15 protein-coding genes are annotated in these 12,171 nt (G+C 69.4%); 7 read left to right on the top strand and 8 right to left on the bottom strand.

Going from position 1 to position 12,171, the window contains the following annotated elements:
• Both ABZT04_RS29790 and ABZT04_RS29785 read right to left on the bottom strand, forming a co-directional pair.
• Complete coding sequence (locus ABZT04_RS29790; RefSeq protein WP_356060167.1) at window positions 1-645, bottom strand: methyltransferase domain-containing protein; 645 nt, start codon at window positions 643-645, stop codon at window positions 1-3.
• A gap of 18 nt (window positions 646-663) precedes the next feature.
• Entirely contained in the window at window positions 664-1,488 is an 825-nt protein-coding gene (locus tag ABZT04_RS29785; protein ID WP_356060070.1) for an AraC family transcriptional regulator, read from the bottom strand.
• Window positions 1,489-1,537: 49 nt separating this feature from the next.
• Here ABZT04_RS29785 and ABZT04_RS29780 point away from each other — a divergent pair, with 49 nt between their 5' ends.
• Window positions 1,538-1,975 (top strand): DUF2000 domain-containing protein, encoded by a 438-nt coding sequence (locus ABZT04_RS29780; RefSeq protein ID WP_356060069.1) that lies wholly within the window; start codon window positions 1,538-1,540, stop codon window positions 1,973-1,975.
• Window positions 1,976-2,315: 340 nt separating this feature from the next.
• On the top strand, window positions 2,316-2,525 hold the full coding sequence (locus tag ABZT04_RS29775; RefSeq protein WP_356060068.1) for a hypothetical protein: 210 nt from the start codon (window positions 2,316-2,318) through the stop codon (window positions 2,523-2,525).
• A 78-nt stretch (window positions 2,526-2,603) separates the two neighbouring features.
• On the opposite strand, the gene ABZT04_RS29770 is transcribed toward ABZT04_RS29775, so the two are convergent.
• Window positions 2,604-3,884, bottom strand: a complete 1,281-nt coding sequence (locus ABZT04_RS29770; protein ID WP_356060067.1) for an MFS transporter — start codon at window positions 3,882-3,884, stop codon at window positions 2,604-2,606.
• Window positions 3,885-4,053: 169 nt separating this feature from the next.
• Here ABZT04_RS29770 and ABZT04_RS29765 point away from each other — a divergent pair, with 169 nt between their 5' ends.
• A complete protein-coding gene (locus tag ABZT04_RS29765) occupies window positions 4,054-4,815 on the top strand; it encodes a phosphoglyceromutase (RefSeq protein WP_356060066.1) in 762 nt (253 codons plus the stop codon).
• Window positions 4,816-5,108: 293 nt separating this feature from the next.
• Window positions 5,109-5,312 (top strand): hypothetical protein, encoded by a 204-nt coding sequence (locus tag ABZT04_RS29760; protein WP_356060065.1) that lies wholly within the window; start codon window positions 5,109-5,111, stop codon window positions 5,310-5,312.
• Window positions 5,313-5,660: 348 nt separating this feature from the next.
• On the opposite strand, the gene ABZT04_RS29755 is transcribed toward ABZT04_RS29760, so the two are convergent.
• Window positions 5,661-6,032: a lanthionine synthetase LanC family protein gene (locus ABZT04_RS29755; protein WP_356060166.1), complete on the bottom strand. Its 372-nt coding sequence runs from the start codon at window positions 6,030-6,032 to the stop codon at window positions 5,661-5,663.
• Between the two features lie 202 nt (window positions 6,033-6,234).
• Here ABZT04_RS29755 and ABZT04_RS29750 point away from each other — a divergent pair, with 202 nt between their 5' ends.
• Window positions 6,235-6,819 carry a hypothetical protein gene (locus ABZT04_RS29750; protein ID WP_356060064.1) on the top strand — a complete coding sequence of 195 codons (585 nt, stop codon included), beginning with the start codon at window positions 6,235-6,237 and terminating at the stop codon, window positions 6,817-6,819.
• Window positions 6,820-6,886: 67 nt separating this feature from the next.
• Here ABZT04_RS29750 and ABZT04_RS29745 read toward each other — a convergent pair whose 3' ends face one another.
• From ABZT04_RS29745 to phoU, 4 genes are all read right to left on the bottom strand, one after another.
• Window positions 6,887-8,266, bottom strand: a complete 1,380-nt coding sequence (locus ABZT04_RS29745; RefSeq protein WP_356060063.1) for a S53 family peptidase — start codon at window positions 8,264-8,266, stop codon at window positions 6,887-6,889.
• A 223-nt stretch (window positions 8,267-8,489) separates the two neighbouring features.
• Window positions 8,490-8,738: an SCO4226 family nickel-binding protein gene (locus ABZT04_RS29740; protein WP_356060062.1), complete on the bottom strand. Its 249-nt coding sequence runs from the start codon at window positions 8,736-8,738 to the stop codon at window positions 8,490-8,492.
• A gap of 181 nt (window positions 8,739-8,919) precedes the next feature.
• A complete protein-coding gene (locus ABZT04_RS29735) occupies window positions 8,920-9,075 on the bottom strand; it encodes a hypothetical protein (RefSeq protein ID WP_355910143.1) in 156 nt (51 codons plus the stop codon).
• Window positions 9,076-9,231: 156 nt separating this feature from the next.
• On the bottom strand, window positions 9,232-9,921 hold the full coding sequence (gene phoU / locus ABZT04_RS29730) for a phosphate signaling complex protein PhoU (protein WP_356060061.1): 690 nt from the start codon (window positions 9,919-9,921) through the stop codon (window positions 9,232-9,234).
• A gap of 250 nt (window positions 9,922-10,171) precedes the next feature.
• On the opposite strand from phoU, the gene ABZT04_RS29725 reads away from it, so the two are divergent.
• On the top strand, window positions 10,172-11,425 hold the full coding sequence (locus ABZT04_RS29725) for an ATP-binding protein (RefSeq protein WP_355910149.1): 1,254 nt from the start codon (window positions 10,172-10,174) through the stop codon (window positions 11,423-11,425).
• A complete protein-coding gene (locus ABZT04_RS29720; RefSeq protein ID WP_009340348.1) occupies window positions 11,422-12,102 on the top strand; it encodes a response regulator transcription factor in 681 nt (226 codons plus the stop codon). Before ABZT04_RS29725 ends, ABZT04_RS29720 begins: the two co-directional genes overlap by 4 nt.
• The last annotated feature ends 69 nt before the right edge of the window (window positions 12,103-12,171 follow it).

Genomic DNA, 12,171 nt, shown 5'->3' with positions numbered 1-12,171 from the left:
TCAGGTCCGCCACAGGGTGTCGTAGCCGATGAAGTCGAACATGCTAGTGCCGGGCGGGAGTTGGCGGTTCTCGCCGGTGAAGCGGTGGGCGCCGACGGATGCGGGGCGGGAGGGCTCGGAGACCCAGAGGCGCTCGAACCCGCGCTGCTCCAGCCAGGCGCAGATCTGAGGAACGAGGTCCGGGGCCTTGCGGTTGCGCGTCCATACGACCGTGCCGCCGGTCCGGCACAGTGCGGTGCAGTGGTCGAGGAGGCGTTCGACGTCGGTGTCGGTGATGTTGCCGAGCACACCGCACAGGAGGACGAGGTCGGCGGGCGCGAGGTCGGCGTACGCGTCCGTCAATGAGGCGTCCCCGGTGACGACTTCGACACGGGGGAGACCGGCGTCCCGTGCGGCTCGCGTCGCGTGGGCGACATTCCGCTCGTCCAACTCGACCAGCCGCGCACGGACTTCGGCCCGGCGGGGATGATCGGCCAGTACGCCGATGAGATCGCGGCCCTGTCCGGCGCAGAGACTGATCGCGGTGAGCGGGCCGGGCGGGGCGGTGTCGAGGGCGTGGCGGACGCGTTCCTGGACGAGGGCCAGGCGCTCGCTGAGGTAGGAGTCGGGGGAGTCGTAGGCGTCGTGCCACTCGTGCCAGTCGATGCGCTCCATGTGCGGAATCTAGCGGCGGTGCTGATCCCTGTCGCGTGAATAACGCCCCGGCGTCACCCCCACCAACTTCCGGAAATGGCGCGTGAGATGGGACTGGTCGTAGAAGCCGGTGGCGGCCGCGACCTCGCCGGGCGGGAGGCCGTCGAGGAGGAGCCGGCGGGCGCGGTCGACGCGGCGGGACATCAGGTACTGGTGCGGCGCGATGCCGTACGCACCGCTGAACGCCCGTACCAGATGGGCGGGATGGGCGTGCACCAGCCGCGCGGCCTCGTCGAGGGCGATGCCTTCCGTGACGCGCTCGTCGAGGAGTTCGCGGAGGGTGCGGGCGAGGGCGGGGTCACCGGCGGGGGCGGGGGCGGACGGCCGTAGATGGGCGTGCAGTCGTTCGGCGATGAGGGTGAGGCGGCTCTCGGCCTCCAGTTCGTCGCCGGGATGGTCGAGCGCGGTGTGCAACTGCCCCACCCGCAGCCGGAGTTCGGGGTCACGGAGGTCGGGCCGGTCGACGGCGGAACCGATCAGGCCGTCCGGGAGGTGGGTGCCGTCGAGATAGAGGACGCGCTTGCGGAAGCCGTGCGGGGTGGCGGGGGAGCCGTTGTGCGGGACGTGCGGCGGGAGCAGGGAGACCGTGTCGTGCGGGGTGCCGTGCTCATGCCGGTCGAGGTCGTACCGTACGGCCCCGTCGTCGACGATCAGCAGCGTCCAGGCGTCGTGCACGTGCATGGGGTACGCGTACTCGGTGAAGTGGGCGTGGAAGACCTCGACGACACCGGGGATGCGGGGCCGCCACGCGGAGACCTCCTGCTGGGGGCGAGGTGGGCCGGTTTGCGGGGCCATGCAAAGAACGTACAAGACGGGGGCGCGGGGCGGTCGGCAGTCTCGATCCATGAGCACTGACATCACGGGCGAACCGATCCGCTTCGACACCAAGATCGCTGTCCTGCTGCGCGAGGACCTTGAGCCCTGGCAGCGCCTGAACGTCACGTCCTTCCTGGTCAGCGGCCTGGGCACGCAGGTTCCCGAGGTGATCGGGGAGCCGTACGAGGACGCGGACGGGGTGCGGTACCTGCCGATGTTCCGGCAGCCGGTGGTGGTTCTGGAGGCCACGAAGGAGACGCTGACGGCGGCCCACGCGCGTTCCCTGTCCCGCGCCCTGCCGCGCGCGATCTTCACGTCCGACCTCTTCGGTACCGGCAATGACCGGGACAACCGCGCGGCTGTGCGGGCCGTGGCCACGGCTGAGCTGGATGTGGTGGGGCTGGCGGTGTATGGGCCGCGGAACGGGGTGGACAAGGTGGTGAAGGGGGCGCGGATGCACCCGTGACCGCGGCTACGACCGAATCTGCACAGCGGCTGCGCAATCGTGGGGCGAGTGGGTGCTGTTGGTGCGGAGTTGTCCGGTTCGGCTCGGCGGCGGCACCGTCTGTGGACTCTCTGTGCGGCGCCGTGTGTAGAGAAGCCGGCCCCAACTCGTGTGCGTGTCCACACGGTTCGGCCGCCGATCCACTCAACTGCCTGTCGGGAACAGGGACGGAGTGGATGCCCGGCACGTGGCGTGGTTTGATCCTGCGCACCGCGGCCCACCGCCTGCCCCCCAGCGGAGCCGCTCTCCCCCAAGTGCACCACGTGCACCATCCGTGATCCACGCGAAGGGCAGTCTCCTCATGAACTCCGCTCCCCAGGTTCAGACCCTTGAGATCTCCGACGCCGAGCTCGACACCGTCTCGGGTGGCCTGAGCCCGCAGATCGGCCTCACCGCCGGCGACACCTCGATCACCAGCGCGGACGTCCTGACGCAGGTCGCCTCGGTCAAGGACCTGGCCCTGGGCACCGTCGCCCAGCTTCCCCAGGTCAGCGTGACCGTCGGCATCTGAATCAGCGGGCGTCCGACCGCTTGCGCCGACAAGCCCTCCACCTGCGGTTCGCCGCTGGTGGAGGGCTTGCTGCCATGATCAGGCCGCCGTGACGTCCGCCTCCGCGCCGACCACCGCCGGCTCCGCCTCCGCCGTAGCCCTCGCCGGCTGCCCGTCCGACATCCGTCGCATCAGCACCCCATACCCCACCGCCGCCCCCATCCCCACGACCGCGCACATCCCCCACAGCCACTTCGCCCCGAACCGGTCGATGACGAAACCGGACATGAGGGGGGCCACCAGGGCGGCGACCGCCCAGGACAGGGTGTACATGCCCTGGTAGCGGCCGCGCCCGTGGATCGGTGAGAGGCGGACGACCAGCCCGGTCTGTGTGGGCGCGTTGATCATCTCGCCGAGGGTCCACACGCACACCGTGAGGGCGAAGACGCCGACCGAGCCGGCGAACGCGGTGAGCCCGAAGCCGTAGCCCGCGAGGAGTGAGGAGACGACCAGCAGGCGCTTGGCGTCGCGGTGTTCGATGAGACGGGTGACCGGGATCTGGAGGGCGACGATGAGGAAGCCGTTGACGGCGATCGCGGTGCCGTAGTCGGCGGGTGTGAACCCTGCCTGGCCCATCGCGACCGGCAGTCCGACCGAGCCCTGCTGGAAGACGACGGCGACGAGGAAGGACAGCCCGACGACACTCATGAACCGCGCGTCGCGCAGTACGGTCCCGAGCCCGACCGCGTCCGCGGCCCTCTCCCCGTCGTCATTCGTGACGACGGCGGGCCGTGACTCGGGCAGCTTCAGGAAGACGACGACCGCGCAGACCGCCGTCATCCCCGCCTCCAGCAGGAACCCGGCGCGGTAGCTGACCTCGGCGATGAACCCGGCGGCCATGGACGAGACGGCGAAGCCGAGGTTGATGGCCCAGTAGTTGAGCGAGAACGCGCGGACCCGGTCCTCGGGCCGCACGATGTCGGCCATCATCGCCTGCACGGCCGGGCGGGAGGCGTTGCTCGCCATCCCGACGAGGAAGGCGACGCCGGCGATGGCGACGGGGTCGTGCATGAAGCCGAGCAGGGCCACGGCCGCGGCGGTCGACGACTGGGCGAAGAGCAGGGTGGGCCGCCGGCCCAGCCGGTCGGTCATCACACCCGAACCGATCGAGGAGACGACCCCGCCGAGCCCGTGCAGCGAGGCGACGAGACCGGCGTAGGTCGCGGAGTAGCCGCGGTCGAGGGTCAGGTACAGGGCCATGAAGGTGGAGACGAACGCCCCGAGCCGGTTGACGAGGGTGCTGGTCCACAGCCACCAGAACTCGCGGGGCAGACCGGAGACGGATTCCCGGGCGGCGCGTCTCAGGGCGGCGAGTGACATGGATCGTTCCCCCACGGTCGGACGGCAGGCATGTAAGCGGCTACGGCCGCGAGCACAACTTACGAACGCGGGGCCCGGGCGGACCACTCAATTAACAGATGCCGTCAACTGTCGGACCGGGAGGCGGGCGCCAGGCCATGGCCCGAATGCGTGGATTACGCTCTGGGGCATGGCCGACGCACCGTACAAGCTGATCCTCCTCCGCCACGGCGAGAGCGAGTGGAACGCGAAGAACCTGTTCACCGGCTGGGTGGACGTCAACCTGAACGAGAAGGGCGAGAAGGAGGCAGTCCGCGGTGGCGAACTCCTGAAGGACGCCGATCTCCTCCCCGACGTGGTCCACACGTCCCTCCAGAAGCGAGCGATCCGCACGGCGCAGCTCGCGCTGGAGTCGGCGGACCGCCACTGGATCCCGGTCCACCGCTCGTGGCGCCTGAACGAGCGCCACTACGGCGCCCTCCAGGGCAAGGACAAGGCGCAGACCCTCGCGGAGTTCGGCGAGGAGCAGTTCATGCTGTGGCGCCGTTCCTACGACACCCCGCCCCCGCCCCTTGAGGACGGCACGGAGTTCTCCCAGTCGGACGACCCGCGCTACGCGACGATCCCCCCGGAGCTCCGCCCCCGCACGGAGTGCCTGAAGGACGTCGTCGTCCGGATGCTCCCCTACTGGTACGACGGCATCGTCCCCGACCTCCTCGCGGGCCGCACCGTCCTGGTAGCAGCCCACGGCAACAGCCTCCGCGCCCTCGTCAAGCACCTCGACGGCATCTCCGACGCCGACATCGCGGGCCTGAACATCCCGACGGGCATCCCCCTGTCCTACGAACTCGACGCGTCCTTCAAGCCGCTCAAGCCGGGCGGGACGTACCTCGACCCCGACGCGGCTGCGGCTGCGATCGAGGCGGTCAAGAATCAGGGCAAGAAGAAGTAGGCGGCACCCTTTACGCCCCCTGTCCGCGGCTTCCTCGCGGGCAGGGGGCGTGTTGTCGTTGTGGTGGCCGGTTGATCGGGCCGTCCTACAACGCCCTTGCCCCGGGACTGCTGGGCAAGCAGCCCCATCCCTGTCACGATCAAGTAGTTGGATCGAAGGGGGCGGCTGTGGTGCTGTGGCTTATGGACTGGTCCGTGGTCGTGATGGGGTGTGCGCTGGTCCTTGTGGGGATCGGTGGTCGGTGGTGGGAGCGGGGTGGGCGGCGTAAGGGGACCGCTGGTTCTGATCAGGGCGTGCGGTTCTTCTGGGCGTGGCTGCCGCTTCTCCTCGGCCTGGGGATGATCGGCGGCAATCTGCCGCGCCTGCTGCACGCGCCCCACGCCGTCGTCATGGTCATGGACACCCTCAACCTCGGGTTGGCGGTCACCACGGTGGTCCTGACCCTCCGCGCGGGGCGGCACTTCTTTCGGGCACGCGGTCTACGCACCCTGGAATGACGCCGGTTGGACCTGATCCGGCCGACCGAACGCATATCGAGGATCACCCCCCCGACTCACCGTGTTCGACGTCGGACCAGCGGGCGCCGGTGCTGTCGCGGGTCGCGCGCGCGACGAGGTCCGTGACGAGGACGTGGGCGAAGTCGTACGCGTCCCCGGTCTGTTCGGCGATCCGGTCGCAGGCCAGGGCCAGGACTCCCGCCGTACCGCAGCAGCGGCCGTTGTTGTCCCAGAAGCCGGGGTGTTGTCGGTGGGGGAGGGCCGTGATGTCGCGGAGGGTACGGAAGACCTGGGCAGCGTGCCGTGTGAGATGTGGTGCAGACGGGCGTCGATGCCCGGGCGGTGGGCTCAGCGGACGCCCGCCGGAGTCCGCTCCGCCGTCCGCAGATACCGCTCCACGGCGAGGACGGCCGACTCGGCGTCGCCGGCCAGGAGTGCGCCGAGACTGATCCCCGCGTTGCCGCCCATCAGCTCGAACAGCTCGCCCCGGCGGGTTCCACGGAAGCGCCACCGGACCAGTCGTAGAGCACTGTCGGCCGCGGCGCCTGCGGACGTGTCGTCGAGTTGGTCGTGAAGTGACCGCAGGGCGAGGGCCGTTCCGATGCGGCCGAAGTAGGGGGAATCGTCGGTGAGTTCGGCGGCGGAGTCGGTGAGGGCGCGGCCCGCGCGCACAGCCATGTCGGCGTAGGAGTCGTCATCGAAGTGCCGCCATGCCTCCAGGAGTACGGGGTCGATTCCGGCCGTACCGCTGTGGAGCGAGGTGTTGAGTTCGGCGTCCGAAGGTCTGGTCGGCGTCGACCGTGACTTCGGGTGCCGTCATGGCCCACTGTCGCATGATTGTTGTCATTACGTGCATACAGCAGGTGATCGCACTGAGAGGATGAACGGCACGTTGCACGCACTCTCGGGGGGAAGAGCACCCATGGCGAACCAGTACCCCGGACCACCTCCGGAACAGCCGCCCGGCCAGCCGTCCGACCAGCCGTTCGGGAAGAACCCGTACACGGGCCCGCCCGCAGGGCCGCCCACCGTCCCGCCCACGGTTCCGCCCACCGGCGGCCCGTACGGCGAGAGCGGCTACGGCTATCCCGCGCAGCCCAACTACGGCTACCCGCAAGCCGTACCGCCGCAGCCGCAGTCCCAGCCGCAGCAACCCCCGCTCGGCGGGCCGATGTTCACCCTCGGGGACATCGCGGTCAACGGTGACACGATCGTGAGCCCGGCCGGGCCGATGCCGCTCAGGGGCGCGATCTGGACGGCCACCGACATGTCGCGCACGGAGGAGCGGATCCCGCCGTACGCGATCGTGCTCGCGATCGTCTTCTTCCTGCTCTGTTTCGTCGGGCTGCTGTTCCTCCTGATGAAGGAGCGCGTCACCACCGGCTTCGTGCAGGTCAGCGTCAACAGCGGCGGCCGGCACCACTCCACGATGGTCCCGGTACAGTCCCGCGACCAGGTCTTCCACATCCTGAACCAGGTCTCGTACGCCCAGTCGATCAGCATGTGAGCAGCGGGAACAGGCGAACGGCGGCCCGGGTACGGAACCCGGGCCGCCGTAGACGCGATGTACGAACTCAGTGCCGTCGGCTCGCCTTCGCCAGCGCCGGTACGAAGCGCAGCGCGTCCACCGTGCCCACGCCCGTCGCCATGTCATAGCCGTCGACGGCGGTGTAACCGGTCACGCCCGCATACGAGTTGTTCGTGCCGTCGTTGACGTCGACGATGCCGTTGCGGGCGGCGCCGTGCCTCGCCAGCGCGTACAGCGCCTCGTTGATGTTGCCCACGCGGTGGCCCGCCGCCTGGTCGGCGAGGGCGACGATGCCCGAGAAGAGGGGGCTGGCCTCGCTCGTGCCGCCGTAGACGTCCCAGCCGATCGCGGTCGGGTCGAAGCTGGAGTACGTCCAGGCACCGCCGTTGACCGCGGCCGCCATCGACACGTCAGGGGTGGCGCGTTGGGCGCCGACGACGCTCTTCACGCCGTTCTGGAACGACGGGCGGGAGAACACGTGGGACTGGCCGCCGCCGCCCGCGCCGTAGTCGTTGTAGACGCTGTCCGGGGTGACGCGGTCGCCCTTGTCGTCCAGGTGGAGCTGGGTGCCGCCGATCGAGGTCACCAACGGGTCCGAAGAAGGCCAGGAGTTGACCGGCTTGTCGTAGAAGGCCGAGCCGTCCGCGTTGTAGTCGGTGGCGCCGCCGTCGCCGGAGGAGGCGAGGACGGTGACGTGCTTGCGGTTGGCGTCCTGGAAGGCGTAGCGCAGCTTCTTGATGCTGGAGAAGTCGCCCTCGTCGAAGCCGGGGAAGGTGTTCTCGGTGGCGCCGAAGCTCTGGGTGATGACGTCGCCGACGCCGTGGTCGATCAGGTATTTCTCGGCGTCCATCATCTCCGGCAGACCGGTGACGCCCTCGGTCTCGGCGACCGCCGTCTCCACCAGCACGATCTTCGCGTCGGGCGCGACCGCGTGGGCCATCTCGACGTCGAGGGTGCTCTCGCCCGCCCAGCCGGTCATGTCCGCGTTCTTCGGGTCGAAGACGGGGACGTTCCCCCACTTGACCACGTTGACCTTGGTGCTGTGCATCCCGAACTGCTTGCTGTAGACGTCGAGATCGTGCTGGATCGTCGGCGAGCCGAACGAGTCGACGATGACGATCGTCCGCCCCTTGCCCGTAATCCCCTTCTTGTAAAGGGAGTTGAGGTTGTACGCGGTGCGGTACTGGAGCGGGTTGTAGCAGGCGATCTGCCACTTGGCCTCGCACTCCGCGCTGGTGAGCGGGCTGGGCACGTCTCGGGCGAGGGTGTGTCCGGTGATGGCCGGGACGGCCTTCGTCCGCGCTACGGCGGCGGGCGCGGCGTCGACGACACCGGCCAGCGGGGCGGTCGCGAGTGCGGCGGCGGCGAGGGTGGCGGTGGCGGCCGTGGACGCCGCGAGGCCACGTCTGGTACGGGCTATGTGCATGAATCCCCCCTGGGTGATTCCGAGTTGCACGCGAGGACGCGATGGTCTGCGTGCATCTCACCCAGTGAGACATGCACAGGACAAGTCTATTGAACTGTCGATGCCGAACCTTTTGCCCAACCAGCACTCAATGATCGAACGGGCCGGGCCTTCGGCCGCTCACGGCAACCATGGAGCGCCCCACCCGATCGAGGGTGGGGCCGGCTCCTCTTCTGGCACGGCGTCAGACCGAGTACGGCACCGCGTGCACCTCGTCCGCCCGGTGGCCCGCGAGTTCGTGCACGCGCTGGACTGCTTCGGGCGACGGGGCCTCCGACAGGCAGTAGACGGTTCCGGATTCGGGGTCCGCCCAGGCCCGCTCGAAGTGGACGCCCTCGTCCCTCTCCACGGCCAGATCCGCCTTGTGGGCCTCCCTCAACTGGTCGGCCGTGATGCCCTTCATTCCGTGGTGTACGTCCATGTACTGAGCCATGGCCGCGCACCTCCTTCCGTGCGCTCGCCCGCTCTCACTTCTTCCTCTTTCATGCTGCGCCCGTTCGCCGTCGGCGGCTACCACTGGAGTCGTGGTCCTTGGCGGGCACCACCCCTTGCGTACGGCGGAGGGGCCCGGGCGCTTGCCGCGCCGGGGCCCCTCTCATGGCATCACGTGTCCGTCAGCCGCACTGGCACGGATTGCCGGACTGGCATCCGCACCCGCAGCCCGAGCCACAGCCGCAGGCGCCGAAGAGCGGAAGGCTCTTGATCTCGGCGGGCTGCTGCGTCTCGCGCTCCTGCGTCGGGTCGGGGGTCGTACCGGGGGATTCGGCCATGGGTCCTCCTGGAGGCTCGTGCCTGCCCCCATTGGATGCCCACTCCGCCAGGCGCATCAACGGCGCATGGAGGCTTCCACCGCGATCCCCTCGCCCGGAGACCTGAACCCCGCCCGAGGACAACCGAACACAAGCCCCCGCCCCACCGCCGGAGGCCTACGCGCCCTCAGCCCCCGTGACCGGCTGGATGTCCGGCTGCAGTTCGTCCGCGTGTTCGCCCGTCACCAGGAACACCACGCGCTTGGCGACCGACACCGCGTGGTCGGCGAAGCGCTCGTAGTAGCGGCCGAGCAGGGTCACGTCGACCGCGGTCTCGATGCCGTGCTTCCACTTGTCGTCCAGCAGGTGCTGGAAGAGCGTGCGGTGGAGGAGGTCCATGGCGTCGTCGTCCGCCTCCAGCTGGAGGGCGAGGTCGACGTCCTTCGTGATGATGACCTCGGCCGCCTTGGCCATCAGGCGCTGGGCGAGCTGGCCCATCTCCAGGATGGTCGCGTGCAGGTCGTGCGGGACCGCGTGCTCCGGGAAGCGCAGCCGGGCCAGCTTCGCCACGTGCTGGGCGAGGTCGCCGGACCGCTCCAGGTCGGCCGACATGCGCAGGGATGTCACGACGATGCGCAGGTCCGTCGCCACCGGCTGCTGGCGGGCCAGCAGGGCTATGGCCCGGGCCTCCAGGTCGTGCTGGAGGTCGTCGACCTTCTTGTCGGCCTCGATGACGCTCTCGGCCAGCTTCAGGTCGGAGTCCAGGATGGCCGTCGTGGCGCGTCCGATCGCCGACCCGACCAGCCGGGCCATCTCCACCAGACCGTCGCCGATCGAGTCAAGTTCCTCGTGGTACGCGTCCCGCATCAGGGTTCCCTCTCCTACGTTTGCTTCGTGGGCTCAGGTGGCCCGGCCTGTCGGTGTGACTGAAAGGCCTGTCCGTGTGACTTAAATCCGGCCCTTCCACCCCACGCTCCCACGTTCCCGCTCCTACGCGACTGTTTCCGCCAACCCAAATGAATCAATACTGGCTCCAAGGTGAACTCTGGGCGACGAGTGTTCGAGGTCGCCCTCCGATGGCTGTGGCCAGGAGGTATCCCATGCCTAACCTGGGAGCATGGACGTGAACGCGGCGGTCGCCGCAGCGGCAGCGATCGCCGGGGTACTCACCGGTGTCATCGCCATGCTGGCGTTCCGCTGGAGCGAACGCGACCAGAAGCGACCGACCAGGACCTCCCTGCATACGGATCCGGTGCTTCCGCCCGGCGTGGACACCGTGCTCTCGGTGCTCCGCTCCTCGGCCGTCGTTCTCGACGAGGCGGACGCCGTGGTCAAGGCCAGCTCGGCGGCGTACGCCCTCGGACTGGTCCGCGGCGGAAAGCTCTCCGTCGACCCGATGCTCCAGATGGCCCGGGACACCCGGCGCGACGGCGAGATACGCCAGGTCGAACTGGATCTGCCCAGGCGGGGCACCGGACGCGGCGAGGCACTCGCCGTGTCCGCACGTGTGGCCCCCCTCGGCTCCCGGCTCGTCCTGCTCCTCGTGGAGGACCTCACCGAGGCCCGCCGTATCGAGGCCGTACGACGAGACTTCGTGGCGAACGTCAGCCACGAACTGAAGACCCCGGTCGGCGCGCTCTCCCTCCTGTCGGAGGCGGTCATGGACGCCTCCGACGATCCTGAGGCGGTGGAGCGTTTCGCCGGCCGGATGCAGATCGAGGCCACGCGCCTGACCAATCTCGTGCAGGAACTCATCGACCTGTCACGGGTCCAGAACGACGACCCGCTCGAAGACGCCGAACCCGTCCGCGTCGACGAACTGGTCGCCGAGGCCATCGACCGCTGCCGGCACCAGGCCGGCGCCAAGCAGATCACCATGGCCGCCGGCGGCACCGCCGACCTGCACGTCTGGGGCAACCGGGGCCAACTGGCCGCCGCCCTCGGCAACCTGGTCGAGAACGCCGTCAACTACTCGCCCGCCCGAACCCGAGTCGGCATAGCCGCCCGTCGGCTCACCGCCGCCGGCGGCGACCACATCGAGGTCGCCGTGACCGACCAGGGCATCGGGATCTCCGAGAAGGACAAGGAGCGCGTGTTCGAGCGCTTCTACCGTGTCGACCCGGCCCGCTCGCGGGCCACCGGCGGTACGGGTCTCGGGCTGGCGATCGTCAAGCACGTGGCCGCCTCGCACGGCGGGGAGGTCACGGTGTGGAGTTCCGAGGGACAGGGCTCCACGTTCACCCTGAGGCTGCCGGAGGCGGGTGCGGCCCGCGACCGCGCTCACCAGCACCCCGACCTCGACGACGAGGTCGAGGGGTCCCCTGATCCATCCCCGTACGAACCGCTTCCCGCCCCGGAGGTCCTTCCGTGACCCGAGTGCTCGTCGTCGAGGACGAGGAGTCCTTCTCCGACGCCCTGTCGTACATGCTCCGCAAGGAGGGCTTCGAGGTCGCCATCGCGACCACCGGGCCCGACGGACTCGACGAGTTCGAGCGCAACGGCGCCGACCTCGTCCTGCTCGACCTGATGCTGCCGGGCCTGCCCGGCACCGAGGTCTGCCGCCAACTGCGCGGTCGTTCCAACGTCCCCGTCATCATGGTGACGGCCAAGGACAGCGAGATCGACAAGGTCGTAGGCCTGGAAATAGGAGCCGATGACTACGTCACCAAGCCCTTCTCGTCCCGCGAACTGGTCGCCCGTATCCGGGCCGTCCTGCGCCGCCGCGGCGAGCCCGAGGAGGTCACCCCGGCAGCCCTCGAAGCCGGTCCGGTCCGCATGGACGTGGATCGCCACGTGGTCACGGTCTCCGGCTCCAAGGTCGACCTGCCCCTCAAGGAATTCGACCTGCTGGAGATGCTCCTGCGCAACGCGGGCCGCGTACTGACCCGCATGCAGCTCATCGACCGGGTCTGGGGCGCCGACTACGTGGGCGACACCAAGACCCTCGACGTCCACGTCAAGCGCCTGCGCGCGAAGATCGAGCCGGATCCGGGGGCGCCCAGGTATCTGGTGACGGTGCGGGGTCTTGGCTACAAGTTCGAGCCGTAAACCGGCACCACCGCATCACCTGCTTTACGACTGCTCTACGACGACGGGCGGGACCTCCGTGTGAGGTCC

The organism is Streptomyces sp. NPDC005492, from assembly GCF_040605995.1.
Taxonomy (GTDB): Bacteria; Actinomycetota; Actinomycetes; order Streptomycetales; family Streptomycetaceae; genus Streptomyces.
The sequence above is the reverse complement of the archived record's forward strand: the minus strand, read 5'-3'. Positions and strand labels throughout refer to the sequence as shown.

Coding starts and splice junctions, on each gene's coding strand:
- ABZT04_RS29725 (WP_355910149.1), top strand. CDS start 10,172: ATGGACGTGAACGCGGCGGTCGCCGCAGCGGCAGCGATCGCCGGGGTA.
- ABZT04_RS29735 (WP_355910143.1), bottom strand. CDS start 9,075: ATGGCCGAATCCCCCGGTACGACCCCCGACCCGACGCAGGAGCGCGAG.
- phoU (WP_356060061.1), bottom strand. CDS start 9,921: ATGCGGGACGCGTACCACGAGGAACTTGACTCGATCGGCGACGGTCTG.
- ABZT04_RS29785 (WP_356060070.1), bottom strand. CDS start 1,488: ATGGCCCCGCAAACCGGCCCACCTCGCCCCCAGCAGGAGGTCTCCGCG.
- ABZT04_RS29775 (WP_356060068.1), top strand. CDS start 2,316: ATGAACTCCGCTCCCCAGGTTCAGACCCTTGAGATCTCCGACGCCGAG.
- ABZT04_RS29765 (WP_356060066.1), top strand. CDS start 4,054: ATGGCCGACGCACCGTACAAGCTGATCCTCCTCCGCCACGGCGAGAGC.
- ABZT04_RS29780 (WP_356060069.1), top strand. CDS start 1,538: ATGAGCACTGACATCACGGGCGAACCGATCCGCTTCGACACCAAGATC.
- ABZT04_RS29745 (WP_356060063.1), bottom strand. CDS start 8,266: ATGCACATAGCCCGTACCAGACGTGGCCTCGCGGCGTCCACGGCCGCC.
- ABZT04_RS29770 (WP_356060067.1), bottom strand. CDS start 3,884: ATGTCACTCGCCGCCCTGAGACGCGCCGCCCGGGAATCCGTCTCCGGT.
- ABZT04_RS29750 (WP_356060064.1), top strand. CDS start 6,235: ATGGCGAACCAGTACCCCGGACCACCTCCGGAACAGCCGCCCGGCCAG.
- ABZT04_RS29740 (WP_356060062.1), bottom strand. CDS start 8,738: ATGGCTCAGTACATGGACGTACACCACGGAATGAAGGGCATCACGGCC.